A 14,709-nucleotide genomic window follows, 5' to 3' on the forward strand; every position below is an offset into this window, starting at 1 on the left:
CGATATTTTTTTCCCAATTTTGCACCAAACATATTTCTACAAGAATGACCATACACAAAGAAGGATATACCACTATAGCTGTTTCACTACTCTTCATCTTTATAATTAATGCAGTTGTTGACTATAAATTTGCAGACATTACCTGGTTAAGGTGGTTCATTTATATTTTTTCTTTTGCACTGTTTATTACCGTACTACAGTTCTTCAGAAACCCCAGCCGTAACTTTACAACGGGTGATAATCTGGTAATTTGCCCTGCCGACGGTAAAGTTGTAGTGATCGAAGAAACTCAGGAAGGCGAGTATTTTAAAGACAAAAGATTACAGGTATCCATATTTATGTCGCCTGTAAATGTACATATCAACAGAAACCCTATTTCTGGGGTAGTTAAATTCTTCAAATACCATCCGGGCAAATACCTTGCTGCATGGAACCCGAAATCATCAACAGAAAACGAACGTACAACCGTTGTCGTAGAACACAAAAATGGCACTCCGGTATTATTCAGACAAATTGCAGGCGCACTTGCCCGACGCATTGTTTGGTATGTTAAAGAGGGGGATAATGTTGAGCAGTCTGAACAATTCGGCTTTATTAAATTTGGTTCAAGAGTAGATATATTTTTACCAATTGGCACCAAAGTTAATCTTGAGCTCGATCAGGTCGTAAAAGGCGGTATTACCGTTTTGGCTGAACTTTCTTAAAGAATTTGGTATCCTCATAGTTAGCCGGGAACCCCGTCATCTCTCCTATCGTCGAGATGACGACCAGAACCCTCTTTTATCCCTTATTTTCAATAGCAGGAGCATCCGATACCGACCGTTGTGTTGGGTAAGCGAACTCAGATTTATACCGCTCTACTATTTCAATCAGCTTAAAGTTAATTTCTTCTTTTACCTTAACGTACTGGCTGTGCTCCATATTTATCACCAAATACACAACCTGTACATGTAATGCAAAATCGCCGAAATTATCAAAGGTCGCATACCCGTCTTTTGTATTGGCATTTCCATTTAAATATTCATTAATGGCATTTACAATGTTTTTTACGTCTTCACTCTTCGTTTCATAGGTTAGTCCTATCTGAAAGTTTACCCGTCGGTAATTCCTTAAAGTAACATTTTCCAGTACTCCATCAATCATTGCCCTGTTCGGGATAACAATTGTTGTCTTATCCGGACTTATCAGCCAGGTGCTCCTAAAGCCAACCTTTTCTATCGTTCCCTCAATTCCATCAACCTTAACCACATCCCCTACAGTGAAGGGCTTATCCAGAAATATCGTAAAAGAGCCTATTAAATTCTCTAAACTCTCTTTAGCTGCCAGGGCTATAGCTATACCTCCAATGCCTAATCCCGTAATTAATGTTAGCACGTTGATTTCAAAAACAAAACCCAACAGCACAAAGAAGCCTAAAAAGCAGATTAAAGTTTTTGTTAGCTCTTTTAAAAATGGAATTAACTGATCATCAGCCTTGTTATTGGTTAACGATGCCTTATACTTTAAAACATGCGCTATAAAGTCGATTATCCTTAAAATAATCCAGAATATAGATAGAATGATGAAGAACAAAAATATCTTATCGATACAGTCCCCTATAGTCACCTCAAGCTTAGATTTCGCCTTGTGCCATACGATAACATCTAAAGGATATTTTAATTGATTTACGGCAAGGTAAAATGTACAAAACGTAATGAAAGATTCGATAGGCTTTAAAAGCAGCGATACAAATGTGTCGTCTTTAATATTTTCAGCAAATTTTTTAAATGCTGTAAAAATCAAAAGACTAAACAGACGAGATACCAGTCTTTTAAAAATCAGGCCCAATAAAATGAACCCTCCAAAAAGACAGTATTGCTTTACTGTGTTCCCCCAAAATACCTGATCGAAAATATTAATATCCATAGTTTATACCAATTGTTTTAGTGCGATTTCAAAGGCCGTTCTAGACAAGCCGGTTTTAGCTGTATCGTGCTTATAAACAGCCTTCATTGCTTTATATATTACTTCAGATGCATCGGAAAAAATAGCATCATCACTCATTTCAACATTTCTTTGCATTAAATATGCGAATACTCTGGCCATACCGCAATTAGAAATAAAATCAGGAATCACAGCAACGTGATTATCCGCATGTTCCATAATGCTGCCAAAGAAAATTTCCTTATCCGCAAAAGGTACGTTTGCACCACAGGCAATCACTTCAAGCCCACCAATTATCAACTGATCTACCTCCTCTTGCTTTACCAAACGCGAGGCTGCAGCGGGAACAAATATTTCTGCCCCGATGTCCCATATCTCCTTATTGGCATCTTCAAAAGACAACAACGAAGGAGCTATCAGCGTATTGCCTGTTCTGTTGTTAAACAGACCAATAACTTCCTCGGCAGTAAAGCCATTAGTGTTAATCAGTCCACCAACACGATCAATTATTCCAACAATTTTTACGCCATTTTGAGCCAGATAATATCCTGCCGAAGCAGCAACATTACCCCAACCCTGAATAATTGCTTTTTTCCCTGCCAGCTCACCTCCCCAGATCTTATAAAAATGGCCAATTGATTCTGCTACACCGTAACCTGTAATCATATCAGCTACCTTATATTTTCTTTTAATATCCGGAGTGTAGTTCAAGTCCTCAAGAACCTTTGAAACGCCATAGCGTAACTGACCAATTTGATGAATGCGCTCATTCTCTCTAGCCTGATAATGCCCATTGATCACCCCTTCCTGCGGATGCCATAAGCCATAATCTTCAGTTATAGGGATAACCTCATGAATTTCATCAATATTTAAATCGCCTCCGGTGCCATAATAGCTTTTTAGCAAAGGCATTACAGCCTTATACCACCTTTCAAGAACCTGCGCTTTTCTTGGATCTGCAGGATCGAAATTAATTCCGGACTTAGCTCCGCCTATAGGTGGGCCCGAAACGGTAAATTTCACCTCCATTGTTTTTGCTAAAGACTCAACCTCTCTCTTGTCTAGCCCCTTACGCATTCGGGTACCTCCACCCGCAGCACCGCCGCGTAGTGAATTAATAACTACCCAGCCTTCGGCTTCAGATTCCTTGTCTTTCCACTCAAAAACAATCTCAGGTCGTTTATCCTCAAATTTTTTTAATAGTTCTTTCATCAATGTTCCAGTTAGTTCCAGAATTAAACTGACAACATCGTTATACCTTTAGCGGGTATAATGAGGCATTTAGTTAAATCCGATAAGTTAGTTACAGCAAACTTAGATAAAAGCAACTGTGCATTTACGATACATCATTAAAATAATGATAAATCGTAATAATTTACTCGGAACAGAGTGGTTTCGGGGCAAACAAAAAAACCTCCCCGATACAATCGGGAAGGTTAATATGCTTTTTCTAAAGAAATTAAACTCTTTTAGATTTGATACGAGCTGCTTTACCAGTTAACTCACGTAGATAGAATAATTTCGATCTGCGAACTTTACCGTGACTGTTAACTTCAACTTTAGCGATGTTTGGAGAATTTATCGGGAAGATACGTTCAACACCAACACCATTAGACATTTTACGAACGGTAAACGTTTCATTAGCACCAACGCTATTACGTTGTAATACTACACCTTGGTAAATTTGAATACGTTCTTTATTACCTTCGCGAATTTTATAGTGAACACTCACTGTATCTCCTGATTTGAATGCAGGAAACTCATTTTTTGCGATTACCTGCTCTTCAACAAATTTTACTAAATCCATGATTTTAAGCTATTAAGCCGATTTTTTGTTGTTTAAAATCGGACTGCAATATTAGGAATTTTATTTTAGAAATAAAAGCGATTTTTGTTTTTTTCCACATTCTTTATTATTTCCACATATTCAAAAGCAAATCTACTCATTTTTCAGATAAATAATTAGACCGGTAAAGCGTCTGTAAATAGCATGTATCCAGTACTATTCGCTAGGCGCTAACAGACTCAGAGCTATTATATTCCATTATCAACACGCTTAAGTCCTGACAACAAATTTTTGAGTTGGCCAGCTCCCCTATTTTCATATGAAACATAATCTCAAGTTTTCTTACCATTTCGTAAGGAATATCTGCCTTATCCGTAACTTTTAGCTTCCTGTAATTATGAAAAGTATTAGAAGCAATTCCCAGTTCACGTGGGATAATCCTTAGTGCTGCCTTATAATTTGGTAAGTTTAACTTTCTTATTGCTTCATCAATTTTATATTTTCTTTGTTCTTTCATGATATAATCTTGTCAGTTAGTCAGTTTTTTTGAATTTATTCTACACATCATTCCCTACTTTGCTGTAGTTCAGTATTTATCAGCTCATCAAGCGTTTTACCTCTTATTGGCTTATTCAGCAATCCTCCTGTCTGCAGTTCAAATAATTGCTCAAACAGCACCACAATTTCATGAGGAATATCCTGAGAATCACTAAAAAGAATGTTCCGATAATTATGAAGCGTGTTGAGTGAGATGCTTAAATATTTGGGCAGTTTTCTAATCGCTTCGCGGCGGTGGCCGATCGATCTTTTTAGCAAACACTCGTTAATCTTGTACTTCCTCGGTGCACTGTCGCTGATCTTTACTTTTTTCATACTTACGTTAGTTTAATTTGGTTATACTTATTTTTTGTATTTTTATCAAAAAAATGTAATGCTATTCATAATTTTATAGCATAAATACACCAAATATTTTAAGTGTTAGCCAAATTTATACGAATTTTTTTATGGCATTAAAGCGGATAGTCGATGAGCTACTCAAAGAAAAAGGCAGATCCATGACCTGGCTTGCTGAAAAAATGGACAAAACCTTTGATGGCCTGAAGCTGAGTTTAACCCGGGGATCAATAAAATATAATGACATTATAACCCTTTCAAAGGTCCTTGACGTACCGCCTGCCACGTTTTTTCAAACAACAGTAATACCGTACAGCAACAAAAGCGTAGAAAGCCTTGTAAGCGATCAAAAAGCAGAGTATACCGATCTAAAGAGCAATTTGAAAAATTGCAAAGAGATGCTTACCGCATTAAAAGATCAAATAAAAGATAAGGATAAAATTATTTCGCTCCTGAGCAAAGGAAACTAGTCTTCGAGTAAATCAGGGCGACGTTGTTGTGTTCTGGCCAAAGCCTGATCATGGCGCCATTCATTAATCTTTGCCTCGTGACCGCTTAATAGCACATCAGGAACTTTATGTCCGTTCCAGTCAGCCGGCCTCGTATAAACAGGAGCATCCAGTAGCTCTCCCTGGAAGCTATCAGACAAAGCCGATGTCTCATCATTCAAAACACCAGGAATAAGCCTTACAATGGCATCAACCAAAACTGCTGCAGGAAGCTCTCCTCCCGACAAAACATAATCTCCGATAGAAATCTCACGTGTTACAAATAAATCTCTTACGCGCTGGTCTATGCCCTTGTAATGACCACATAGAATCATAATGTTGCCCTTGCCCGATAATTCATTTGCAATCGTCTGGTTAAAAGTCACCCCATCCGGGCTCATAAAAATTACTTCATCGTAATCACGTTCAGCCTTTAGCCCTTCTATACACCTGGCAAAAGGCTCAATAGACATCACCATGCCGCTACCACCACCATAAGGATAATCATCTACACTTTTTTGCTTGTTCGTGGCATAATCTCTAAGGTTATGAACCACTATCTCAGCAATACCTTTCTTTTGAGCACGTTGCAAAATAGAGTGGGCAAAAGGGCTATCCAAAAGAGCCGGCAAAACAGTTATAATGTCAAAACGCATGGTGCAAAGATAAAATTAAGGATTGATATATATGTCTAATAAGCCTTCGGGCAAATCAACAAGCATAGTGCCTTCATCCTCATCAATCTCAACAATCATATCATCATTCAAAGGAAACAGGATTTCCTTACTTTGATAGGCTACCGTTGCAACAAATTGCTGAGGGTATTCATTTACCTCAATAATTTCGCCAAGCTCCCCATGTGTTTCATCAAAAACAACAAAGCCTTTTAAATCATTATAATGAAAATCTTCATCAGAACGATCTGGCATTTTTGTTAAAGGCAGATATACCTTTTTTCTTAACAGAGGCTGGGCCTTGTCTATATGATCGATGTCGTCAAAATAGAAATTCCCTGTATTATTAGTCTGAAGCTTATAAGACGATACAAAGAAAGGCACCATTTTGCCATTTATATCAGCAAAAATCACATCAAGTTCCAGTAATTCAGGCTCATCATATTCAAAGAACAGCTGAACCTCTCCCTTTAATCCCTTTGTTTTGGTAATGTATCCTATATAAAACGCTTCTTCTATTTTCATTGGTGTATCGTTAATTTTTGGTCTTGTTGTATTCCTACAGTACCATCACCTCAGCTTCCGTCATCTCTCCTATCGTCGAGATGACGGAAATGAAGATCAGCCTTTCATAAAACCTTTAAATAAAAAAATAGCGAAGAAATCATATAAAAGATTCTTCGCTATTATTCAGAATAACAAAAATACTATGCTTCTTCTTCTTTGCTTTCTTCTGTAGCTTCTGCTGCAGGAGTTTCTTCTGCTACCGGAGCTTCTTCAGTTGCAGCTTCAGCTACTGGAGCTTCTTCAACAACTTCTTCTTCTACAACCTCTTCTACCGGTGCATTTTTAATTGCAAGGGCAGCAGCACGGTCAGCATTTTTCTTAGCTTCAGCAGCTAGAGCAGCTTTTCTAACTTCATCTTTAGATTTAGTTAAGCCCTCTTTTTTGCCTTCAATTTTACCGTCTTTAGCGCTTAACCATTCAGCAAATTTAGCTTCCGCTTGTTCTGCAGTTAACGCACCTTTTTTAACACCACCTTCTAAGTGTTTTTTGTATAAAACACCTTTGTAAGAAAGGATAGCACGACAAGTATCCGTAGGTTCAGCACCTTTGTTTACCCAGTCTAAAGTTTTGTCAAAGTTAAGATCGATAGTAGCTGGATTGGTGTTTGGGTTGTATGAACCTAAACGCTCAATGAATTTACCATCTCTTGGTGAGCGGGAATCCGCTACCACAACGTGGAAAAAAGGTTTACCTTTTTTACCGAATCTTTGCAATCTGATTTTAGTTGCCATTTCTCTTTTAGTTTATGTATTCAACATAGTTCCCGGAGCTTCGTGCTTGCGGGGTTGCAAAAGTAAGTAAAATACTAATGATTAACAAGATGCAATAATTTTAAATTCATTTAACATAACTGTCTCCCCAATTAAAGATATTTGGAGCAAACGATATACAAATGAGAATAGCCATAGACATGGACGAGGTTTTAGCCGATCCGATACACAAATTTATACACCTTTATAACCGGGATTACGGAATCCCGCTCGACTTGATTATTGAACCGGGAAATGAAGTTTACCATCATATGCCCGAGCATATTAACAATAAATGGTTCGATTATATTAATGAAAAGGGCTTTTTTAGAGACCTTCCGCTTATTGAAGGAAGTGTAGAAGCTGTAAAAAAATTACAGGAACATCATGATATATATATCGTTTCGGCAGCAACAGAATTTAGAAACTCTCTTGAAGATAAACTTGACTGGCTGGCAGAACATTTTCCTTTTATTACCTGGAGAAACATCATGTTCTGCGGTGATAAAATTGTTGATGTAGATGTAATGATTGATGACAGGGCTAAAAATTTCGCTGGTTTTAAAGGCCGGAAACTATTATTCTCTTCGCCACACAACTTACTGTTAAAAGATTACGAGCGTGTAGATACCTGGCAGCAGGTTCTGGATAAATTACTGTAACAAATCCACAAAATCATCATCAAACCTAAAAACCAATTAAAAGATGCTAATTACAACAACCAATTCAGTAGAAGGCAAAAAAGTAGTTAAATACATAGGCCTTGTAAGTGGCGAAACCATTATCGGTGCCAATATTTTTAAAGATCTTTTTGCCGGAATACGAGACATCGTTGGAGGCAGATCGGGATCGTATGAACAAGTATTAAGAGAAGGTAAAAATACTGCGATTAATGAAATGCAGCAATACGCAGCCGCAATGGGTGCAAATGCCATAATCGGAGTAGATTTAGATTATGAAACAGTAGGTAGCGGCGGCAGCATGTTAATGGTTGCTGCAACAGGAACCGCTGTAGTAATAGAATAATAAACAAAGGCCCTAAAATTTAGGGCCTTTGTTTATTATAGTGACAATATCTCTACCAGTTTTAACCAGGCAGGACTTATTTCTTTTGCATCAATATGCTTAATAGCATGATTAAATGGCGTAAAAACAATCTCTTTATTCTTTTGTCCAACCATTACGCCTGTCTGTCCGGCTAAGATCCCCTCTACAGCAACCACACCTAAGCGGCTAGCCAAAACTCTATCCATGCAGCTTGGCTTACCTCCACGCTGAATATGGCCCAGTACAGAAACCCTGATGTCATACGCCGGAAATTTCTCTTTAAGAACCTCGCCAACATTAAAGCCGCCACCGATCTCATCACCTTCGGCAACAATAATTATTTTCGATGCCTTATCCTTACGTCCGGTCTCAAGTCTGGTAACCAAACCATCAATACCCATATTTGCTTCAGGTATCATAATCGCCTCAGCACCTACCCCTATTCCACTTCTTAAAGCAATAAGACCAGAATCACGGCCCATCACTTCAACAATAAATAAACGGTCATGAGATTCTGCAGTATCTCTGATTTTATCTACAGCATTAATAACGGTATTAATTGCAGTATCATAACCTATTGTAAAATCAGTTCCTTCCAGATCATTATCAATAGTTCCAGGCAAACCTATAACAGGATAATCAAATTCGTGTGTAAACAAATCTGCTCCCGTAAAAGTACCATCACCACCAATAACAATTAATGCGTCTATGTTATTTTTCTTTAATTGATCGTACGCCTGTTGCCTTCCTTCTTTGGTTCGGAATGAATCACTCCTTGCCGTTTTCAAAATCGTTCCTCCACGTTGAATGATATTTGCTACCGACTTACGGTCCATTTCAATAAAGTCGCCATTCACCAGTCCTTCGTAGCCTCTTAAAATACCAGTAACTTGTAAATCGTAGTAAATTGCTGCCCTTACTACTGCTCGTATTGCAGCGTTCATTCCGGGAGCATCGCCTCCAGATGTTRATACACCTATGTTTTTAATCTTATTCATTTGGTTTTTCAGCTTGTTTGAATTTATCTAAACCACTTTGTAAATATGCAGCATATTCTTTTGCATCAAAAATCGCCCCCTGTGGTTTAACTAAGGGAATTAAATCATGTCCTGCCAATACATAGAAAGGCTGAGAGTTAGATCCATATTTTGTAGCCTGGAAATCACCGTTCCACTTGCCCAGATCATCTGTTGTTGTTCTCAGAATCTCCGAATAATGAACTTTTTCCTTCGGCATTTTAATTTTGCGCTCATCTACATAAAGCTGTATTAATACGTATTCGTTAATTATACGTCCTACCTCGGCATCTATCCATACTTTATCTTCCATTTTGCGGCAGTTCACACATGCCCAGCCTGTAAAATCTATCATAACAGGCTTGTTTACCTTTTTAGCATAAGCTAAGCCTTCTTCCAGATCAAAAAACGGAGTAAAACCAATTGGTTTTTTAAATACATCATCGTATTTCACTTTAGAAGGAAACTCGGTATCCACTTTTGATTGCGATGAGCCGTTCCCGTTAAGGATAAAATCCTGAGTATTCATTGGCGGTGCAAGTCCACTTAAAACGCTTACCGGCGCCCCCCATAAACCAGGCACCATGTAAATGGCAAACGAAAACGAAAGTATGGCAAGGAATAATCGTGGTACCGATACATATGGCAGATCACTGTCGTGCGAAAACTTGAGTTTCCCCAATAAGTAAATACCCATTAAGAAGAAAATCACGATCCACAGCACCAGGAACACCTCACGGTCGAACCATTCCCAATGCCAAACCAAATCGGCAGCAGAAAGGAATTTCAACGCTAAAGCAAGCTCAAGGAAACCAAGGCAAACCTTCACGCTATTCAACCATCCCCCTGATTTAGGCATGCTGCTTAAAAAGCCAGGGAAGATCGCCGACAAGGTAAATGGAAGCGCTAGTGCCAGCGAGAAACCAAACATCCCTACAGCCGGGGCAAGTAACTCACCTTTTGAACTCGCATCTACAAGCAAAGTTCCAATAATAGGTCCTGTGCACGAAAAGGAAACCAAAGCCAGAGATGCAGCCATAAAAAAGATGCCTCCTAAACCTTTGCTGTTATCTGCCTTATTGTCAATTTTATTAACGAAAGAACTTGGTAATGTAATCTCAAATGCGCCAAAAAAGGAGATGGCAAAAACGACCAGTAGAATAAAGAAGAAGAAATTAAACAGTCCGCTACTACTCAACGCGTTTAGGCCTGCCGATCCAAATAATACCGTAATTAACAGCCCGAAAGCAACATAAATAACAATAATAGAGAGGCCGTAAATAATTGCCTGCCCAATTCCTTTATTCTTGCTGCCCGCCCTTTTGGTAAAATAACTTATGGTAAGCGGCACCATTGGGAAAATACAAGGCATTAAAAATGCTAAAAACCCACCAACAAGACCGGCGATAAAAGTTTGCCAAAGTGTTTTCTTATGATTAGCCTCATCAGATACAACAGCAGTTGCCGGCTTATCCTTTGCCTGATCTATAGATGCACTCTGTGCTATAGTATCTTTTTTTACCGTGTCTTTTACAATGTTGTTTACTGCACTATCCTGAGCAGAACCAACTTCCGTAAAAACCAGATCATCCGTTCCGGTTGAATCCTGAACCTGAGTAGCGGCAAATCCATGCCCCGTCATTGTTACAATAAAAAGAAAGAACAAGCTCAGTACTAAAAGTGTTTTTTTCATCCGCATTCCTATTACCTATTTTAAAACCCATGAAAAACCCCGCCATTATATTCATTTTCATGATGAGGGCGTGAAATTACTTATAATTTTTTATTTAAAGACGGTGTTGTAACCGCTAAGCGTTAATTTTACTATTAGCTAATAATCCCTTAAAACCCTTGAAATAAAAAAAGGGTGCTCTGAAAACTCAAAACACCCTTTTCTTTATCTGTATCAGCTTATTTTACCGGTATGCTGAAGCTTACTTCTTCAGGAGGCAAACACTGTTTATCGTTACATACCATAAATTCTACTTTTCCCTTCACAGTAGTAGCACCTTTATTCAATTTGATTTTTTGCTGAAAGGTAACCCCGTTGCCAAAATAGCTAACGTTCATTTTAAAATTCTCATCGTAATAATTTATTGCCTTAGGCTCTGTAGTCTTTCCATTAAGTGCGTAATCACTTGATGGAGTAAAGGTAAAAGTTGTTTTACTCGGGCCCCCTGGTTTCAGATTTTGAGAATAAATATGCCAGCCATCTTCAATATTTGCCTTAATATAAAGTATTGCTTCTGTTTTACTTACTTTCTTAGCTGCGTAAGCCCATGTTACAGGTTTTTCAATTTGAGCTACCGCCCCTAGAACTGTAAATAAGACTAATGTTAATACCAAACTTATTCTTTTCATCTGTAATTGTTTTTTAATTTTTATGTCCCTTAATCCTTTAAAAATTCAACCTCTTTAAAGTTATATACTCTTTCCTTACCAGAGCTTAAAAGAACCAGTTGTCCTGCTTCAGTAATTCTGGTTATTGTAGCTTCAAAAACCTCGCCATTCTGTCTGTAAAAACCCAGTTTATTAAATCTGTACAGGTTTTCAAGGTACTCTTTCATCAGTCTATTGTAATTTCCTCCTTTCAATTGATTTTCAATTAAAACGCCTCCTATTTTACTGTCATTATAGTAAATATCGTTAGGCCATTTTACCGTTATTCCGTCCTTTACAAAGCGGCCTAAAGCCTTGTTAATGCCGTTACTAACCGCTATATTTAGCATAAATTGCTTGTTTATGGGTAGAAATACCGGTTTTAGAAAGATGCTGAATGTCAGGTTTAATCCGGGCTCACTGTACCAGGTGTTTTCCTGTTGTCCTCTGCCCGCAAATTGGTTATCTGCCATAATAACAGTTCCTTCCGGTAATGGCTCGGATTTTGACACCATCATCTTCAAAAAGTTATTGGTAGAATCAACGGCTGATAATCTGATAAGATTTTGACCAACAAATAATGTTGAAAAAGTGTTATTTTGCAAGTGTTGATTGTATATTTGTTTATCAAAATTAAAACATTTTAATGGTAAAAAAGAAAATCGTAAACCTTTCTACATACCTCTCAGAAATAGCCGTACACGGCATACAGGAAAAAAAAGGCAATGATATTGTCCGCCTGGACCTAAGAGATCTTAACAGTTCCGTTTCTGACTATTTTATTATCTGCAGCGCTAATTCAGCCACTCAGGTTAAGGCAATTGCCGATAGCGTAGAAGAAGAAATCTATAAAAATACTCAAACTAATCCTTGGCGCAAAGAAGGACAAGATGCTGCCGAATGGATAATCCTGGATTATTTTGACGTTGTTGTCCACATATTTAAAACTGAAAAGCGAGACTTTTATGGGATAGAAGACCTGTGGGGCGATGCCCAGGCAACCTCCTATAAAAGCGCATAATCATTTACTTCCACATTTTTTGATATAACGATGAAAGAGAACCCGAATACAAAACCCAAACTAATAAAGAGAATTCCAAATATTCCGAAGAAGCCTCAAAAAGGTTCAAAATTCAATATTTTTTGGGTTTATGCAGCTATTATTTTAGGACTGATATTATTGCAGTTCCTATTCAATGCCGATACCAGCAAACCAATTACCTACCGCGTTTTTGAAAAAGAAATGCTTTTGCCGGGTGATGTACAAAAATTAGTAGCCTACAAGCACGAAGATCTTGTAAAAATTGAGGTATACATTAAAAAAGACAAGCTAAATCAGCCTAAGTAMAAAGAGTACCAAAACAAAAGCAATTTTGGAACAAACACAGGCCCTATAGCTTATTTTACGGCCGGATCAATGGACGCGCTGGATACGCAATTAAAGGAATCTCAGAAAAACCTTCCTCCCGATCAGCAGATTTTAGCAGAAAAAGAAACCAGACAAAGTTCATTTAACTCGTGGTTCTTCACTGTAATTATCCCTGTTCTGTTGTTCAYTGGCTTCTGGATCTTTATTATGCGCCGTATGGGCGGTGGTGCAGGTGGCGGTGGCGGTCAGATTTTCAATATCGGGAAATCTAAAGCAACCCTGTTCGATAAAGAGAGCCAGGTAAACGTAACATTTAATGATGTTGCCGGCCTCGAAGAAGCAAAACAAGAGGTAATGGAAATTGTAGATTTCCTTAAAAACCCTAAAAAATATACCAACCTGGGTGGTAAAATACCTAAGGGAGCGCTATTAGTAGGCTCTCCGGGAACTGGTAAAACATTATTGGCTAAAGCCGTTGCCGGCGAAGCGCAAGTTCCTTTCTTCTCACTTTCAGGTTCTGATTTCGTAGAAATGTTTGTGGGTGTTGGAGCATCACGTGTCCGTGATTTGTTTAAACAGGCTAAAGATAAAGCACCATGTATCATCTTTATTGACGAGGTTGATGCAATTGGTCGTGCCCGTGGTAAAAACAGCATGATGGGTGGTAACGATGAGCGTGAAAACACATTAAATCAGCTATTGGTTGAAATGGATGGTTTTGGTACCGATTCTGGTATCATTATCCTTGCTGCTACCAACAGACCTGACGTATTGGATACAGCCTTGTTAAGACCGGGAAGGTTTGACAGACAAATCTCTATTGACAAACCTGATTTGGTTGGTCGTGAGCAGATCTTCAAGGTTCACCTTACCCCTATTAAAACCTCTCAGGAAGTTGATGCTAAAAAACTTTCTGCTCAAACTCCAGGCTTTGCCGGAGCAGAAATCGCCAACGTTTGTAATGAGGCTGCACTTATCGCCGCCCGTCGCAACAAAGAAAGCGTTGACATGCAAGACTTCCAGGACGCAATTGACCGTGTTATTGGTGGTTTAGAGAAGAAAAACAAAATCATTTCACCAGAAGAAAAAAGAATCGTTGCTTATCACGAAGCTGGTCACGCAATTGCAGGATGGTTCCTGGAACATGCAGATCCACTTGTAAAGGTATCTATAGTTCCTCGTGGCGTTGCCGCATTAGGATATGCACAATACTTACCTAAAGAGCAGTTCCTGTATACTACAGAGCAATTAACTGACGGTATGTGTATGACAATGGGTGGTAGAGTAGCTGAAGACATTGTGTTCGGTAAAATCTCTACAGGAGCTCAAAATGACCTTGAAAGAATTACCAAGCTATCATACGCAATGGTTACCATCTATGGTATGAACAGCACTATTGGTAACGTGTCGTTCCACGATCCTCAAAATGAGTATAACTTTAATAAGCCGTACTCAGAGAAAACATCTGAAATGATTGACCACGAAGTACGTATCCTTATTTCACAGGTTTACGACAGAACAAAACAATTACTTACAGATAAAAGAGATGGCTTAGAAAAGCTTGCTCAGAAACTAATAGAAAAAGAGATTCTTTTCCAGGCAGATTTAGAAGAAATCTTAGGAAAACGTCCTTTTGATAACCGCACCACTTACGACGAGTTTGTAAACGGTACAGGTGATCAAAAACCTGCAGCAGAAGGCCTTTTACATGAAGGTGTTGGAGAAACTACAGATCCTTCAGCTTCTATTACGCCAACGAATACAGAGTCTTAATTACAATATTTATGGGGCAGCCATTTCGTTTATTGCGAAATGGC

18 protein-coding genes are annotated in these 14,709 nt (G+C 38.4%); 6 read left to right on the top strand and 12 right to left on the bottom strand.

Annotation, left to right across the window (positions count from 1 at the left end):
* Positions 1–44 precede the first annotated feature (44 nt).
* Entirely contained in the window at positions 45–704 is a 660-nt protein-coding gene (locus tag AC1DG9_RS00290; protein ID WP_172662368.1) for a phosphatidylserine decarboxylase family protein, read from the top strand.
* A gap of 76 nt (positions 705–780) precedes the next feature.
* Here the strand turns inward: AC1DG9_RS00290 and AC1DG9_RS00295 are convergent, their stop codons facing one another.
* From AC1DG9_RS00295 to AC1DG9_RS00315, 5 genes are all read right to left on the bottom strand, one after another.
* The gene (locus tag AC1DG9_RS00295; protein WP_288881364.1) at positions 781–1,905 is read right to left on the bottom strand and encodes a mechanosensitive ion channel family protein; all 1,125 of its coding nucleotides are present in this window, start codon (positions 1,903–1,905) and stop codon (positions 781–783) included.
* A gap of 3 nt (positions 1,906–1,908) precedes the next feature.
* The gene (locus AC1DG9_RS00300; protein WP_172662366.1) at positions 1,909–3,135 is read right to left on the bottom strand and encodes a Glu/Leu/Phe/Val dehydrogenase dimerization domain-containing protein; all 1,227 of its coding nucleotides are present in this window, start codon (positions 3,133–3,135) and stop codon (positions 1,909–1,911) included.
* 247 nt (positions 3,136–3,382) lie between these two features.
* The gene (gene rplS / locus AC1DG9_RS00305; RefSeq protein WP_048908108.1) at positions 3,383–3,730 is read right to left on the bottom strand and encodes a 50S ribosomal protein L19; all 348 of its coding nucleotides are present in this window, start codon (positions 3,728–3,730) and stop codon (positions 3,383–3,385) included.
* A 202-nt stretch (positions 3,731–3,932) separates the two neighbouring features.
* Positions 3,933–4,226, bottom strand: a complete 294-nt coding sequence (locus tag AC1DG9_RS00310; RefSeq protein WP_172662365.1) for a hypothetical protein — start codon at positions 4,224–4,226, stop codon at positions 3,933–3,935.
* A gap of 47 nt (positions 4,227–4,273) precedes the next feature.
* Complete coding sequence (locus AC1DG9_RS00315; RefSeq protein WP_337717082.1) at positions 4,274–4,582, bottom strand: hypothetical protein; 309 nt, start codon at positions 4,580–4,582, stop codon at positions 4,274–4,276.
* 131 nt (positions 4,583–4,713) lie between these two features.
* On the opposite strand from AC1DG9_RS00315, the gene AC1DG9_RS00320 reads away from it, so the two are divergent.
* Positions 4,714–5,073, top strand: coding sequence for a hypothetical protein (locus AC1DG9_RS00320; RefSeq protein WP_172662363.1), 360 nt, complete (start codon positions 4,714–4,716; stop codon positions 5,071–5,073).
* On the opposite strand, the gene trmD is transcribed toward AC1DG9_RS00320, so the two are convergent.
* From trmD to AC1DG9_RS00335, 3 genes are all read right to left on the bottom strand, one after another.
* Positions 5,070–5,747 carry a tRNA (guanosine(37)-N1)-methyltransferase TrmD gene (gene trmD / locus AC1DG9_RS00325; protein ID WP_172662362.1) on the bottom strand — a complete coding sequence of 226 codons (678 nt, stop codon included), beginning with the start codon at positions 5,745–5,747 and terminating at the stop codon, positions 5,070–5,072. The genes AC1DG9_RS00320 and trmD overlap by 4 nt on opposite strands.
* A 15-nt stretch (positions 5,748–5,762) precedes the next feature.
* Positions 5,763–6,290, bottom strand: a complete 528-nt coding sequence (gene rimM / locus AC1DG9_RS00330) for a ribosome maturation factor RimM (protein WP_048908112.1) — start codon at positions 6,288–6,290, stop codon at positions 5,763–5,765.
* A 182-nt stretch (positions 6,291–6,472) separates the two neighbouring features.
* Positions 6,473–7,063, bottom strand: coding sequence for a 30S ribosomal protein S16 (locus AC1DG9_RS00335; protein WP_172662361.1), 591 nt, complete (start codon positions 7,061–7,063; stop codon positions 6,473–6,475).
* A 161-nt stretch (positions 7,064–7,224) separates the two neighbouring features.
* Here AC1DG9_RS00335 and AC1DG9_RS00340 point away from each other — a divergent pair, with 161 nt between their 5' ends.
* On the top strand, positions 7,225–7,743 hold the full coding sequence (locus tag AC1DG9_RS00340) for a 5' nucleotidase, NT5C type (protein WP_246269689.1): 519 nt from the start codon (positions 7,225–7,227) through the stop codon (positions 7,741–7,743).
* A 43-nt stretch (positions 7,744–7,786) separates the two neighbouring features.
* On the top strand, positions 7,787–8,107 hold the full coding sequence (locus AC1DG9_RS00345) for a YbjQ family protein (protein ID WP_048908115.1): 321 nt from the start codon (positions 7,787–7,789) through the stop codon (positions 8,105–8,107).
* Between the two features lie 35 nt (positions 8,108–8,142).
* Here the strand turns inward: AC1DG9_RS00345 and pfkA are convergent, their stop codons facing one another.
* The 4 genes from pfkA to AC1DG9_RS00365 all read right to left on the bottom strand — a co-directional run bounded on the left by pfkA (position 8,143) and on the right by AC1DG9_RS00365 (position 12,128).
* A complete protein-coding gene (gene pfkA, locus AC1DG9_RS00350; RefSeq protein WP_477634206.1) occupies positions 8,143–9,126 on the bottom strand; it encodes a 6-phosphofructokinase in 984 nt (327 codons plus the stop codon).
* Complete coding sequence (locus AC1DG9_RS00355; protein ID WP_172662359.1) at positions 9,119–10,837, bottom strand: protein-disulfide reductase DsbD family protein; 1,719 nt, start codon at positions 10,835–10,837, stop codon at positions 9,119–9,121. Before AC1DG9_RS00355 ends, pfkA begins: the two co-directional genes overlap by 8 nt.
* 218 nt (positions 10,838–11,055) lie before the next feature.
* Entirely contained in the window at positions 11,056–11,505 is a 450-nt protein-coding gene (locus tag AC1DG9_RS00360; protein ID WP_172662358.1) for a protein-disulfide reductase DsbD N-terminal domain-containing protein, read from the bottom strand.
* Positions 11,506–11,534: 29 nt separating this feature from the next.
* On the bottom strand, positions 11,535–12,128 hold the full coding sequence (locus AC1DG9_RS00365; RefSeq protein WP_477634207.1) for a biotin--[acetyl-CoA-carboxylase] ligase: 594 nt from the start codon (positions 12,126–12,128) through the stop codon (positions 11,535–11,537).
* A gap of 41 nt (positions 12,129–12,169) precedes the next feature.
* Here AC1DG9_RS00365 and rsfS point away from each other — a divergent pair, with 41 nt between their 5' ends.
* Positions 12,170–12,544 carry a ribosome silencing factor gene (gene rsfS / locus AC1DG9_RS00370; protein WP_048908120.1) on the top strand — a complete coding sequence of 125 codons (375 nt, stop codon included), beginning with the start codon at positions 12,170–12,172 and terminating at the stop codon, positions 12,542–12,544.
* Between the two features lie 30 nt (positions 12,545–12,574).
* Positions 12,575–14,665 carry an ATP-dependent zinc metalloprotease FtsH gene (gene ftsH, locus AC1DG9_RS00375; RefSeq protein ID WP_477634208.1) on the top strand — a complete coding sequence of 697 codons (2,091 nt, stop codon included), beginning with the start codon at positions 12,575–12,577 and terminating at the stop codon, positions 14,663–14,665.
* Positions 14,666–14,709: the final 44 nt, after the last annotated feature.

Source organism: Pedobacter sp. 05L430, from assembly GCF_056397585.1.

What these genes read in the sequence shown, in the direction of transcription:
- rimM (WP_048908112.1), bottom strand. Translation starts at nt 6,290, where the DNA reads ATGAAAATAGAAGAAGCGTTTTATATAGGATACATTACCAAAACAAAG.
- trmD (WP_172662362.1), bottom strand. Translation starts at nt 5,747, where the DNA reads ATGCGTTTTGACATTATAACTGTTTTGCCGGCTCTTTTGGATAGCCCT.
- rsfS (WP_048908120.1), top strand. Translation starts at nt 12,170, where the DNA reads ATGGTAAAAAAGAAAATCGTAAACCTTTCTACATACCTCTCAGAAATA.
- AC1DG9_RS00300 (WP_172662366.1), bottom strand. Translation starts at nt 3,135, where the DNA reads ATGAAAGAACTATTAAAAAAATTTGAGGATAAACGACCTGAGATTGTT.
- rplS (WP_048908108.1), bottom strand. Translation starts at nt 3,730, where the DNA reads ATGGATTTAGTAAAATTTGTTGAAGAGCAGGTAATCGCAAAAAATGAG.
- AC1DG9_RS00310 (WP_172662365.1), bottom strand. Translation starts at nt 4,226, where the DNA reads ATGAAAGAACAAAGAAAATATAAAATTGATGAAGCAATAAGAAAGTTA.
- AC1DG9_RS00340 (WP_246269689.1), top strand. Translation starts at nt 7,225, where the DNA reads ATGAGAATAGCCATAGACATGGACGAGGTTTTAGCCGATCCGATACAC.
- AC1DG9_RS00290 (WP_172662368.1), top strand. Translation starts at nt 45, where the DNA reads ATGACCATACACAAAGAAGGATATACCACTATAGCTGTTTCACTACTC.
- AC1DG9_RS00345 (WP_048908115.1), top strand. Translation starts at nt 7,787, where the DNA reads ATGCTAATTACAACAACCAATTCAGTAGAAGGCAAAAAAGTAGTTAAA.
- AC1DG9_RS00360 (WP_172662358.1), bottom strand. Translation starts at nt 11,505, where the DNA reads ATGAAAAGAATAAGTTTGGTATTAACATTAGTCTTATTTACAGTTCTA.
- AC1DG9_RS00320 (WP_172662363.1), top strand. Translation starts at nt 4,714, where the DNA reads ATGGCATTAAAGCGGATAGTCGATGAGCTACTCAAAGAAAAAGGCAGA.
- AC1DG9_RS00355 (WP_172662359.1), bottom strand. Translation starts at nt 10,837, where the DNA reads ATGAAAAAAACACTTTTAGTACTGAGCTTGTTCTTTCTTTTTATTGTA.
- AC1DG9_RS00315 (WP_337717082.1), bottom strand. Translation starts at nt 4,582, where the DNA reads ATGAAAAAAGTAAAGATCAGCGACAGTGCACCGAGGAAGTACAAGATT.
- AC1DG9_RS00335 (WP_172662361.1), bottom strand. Translation starts at nt 7,063, where the DNA reads ATGGCAACTAAAATCAGATTGCAAAGATTCGGTAAAAAAGGTAAACCT.
- AC1DG9_RS00295 (WP_288881364.1), bottom strand. Translation starts at nt 1,905, where the DNA reads ATGGATATTAATATTTTCGATCAGGTATTTTGGGGGAACACAGTAAAG.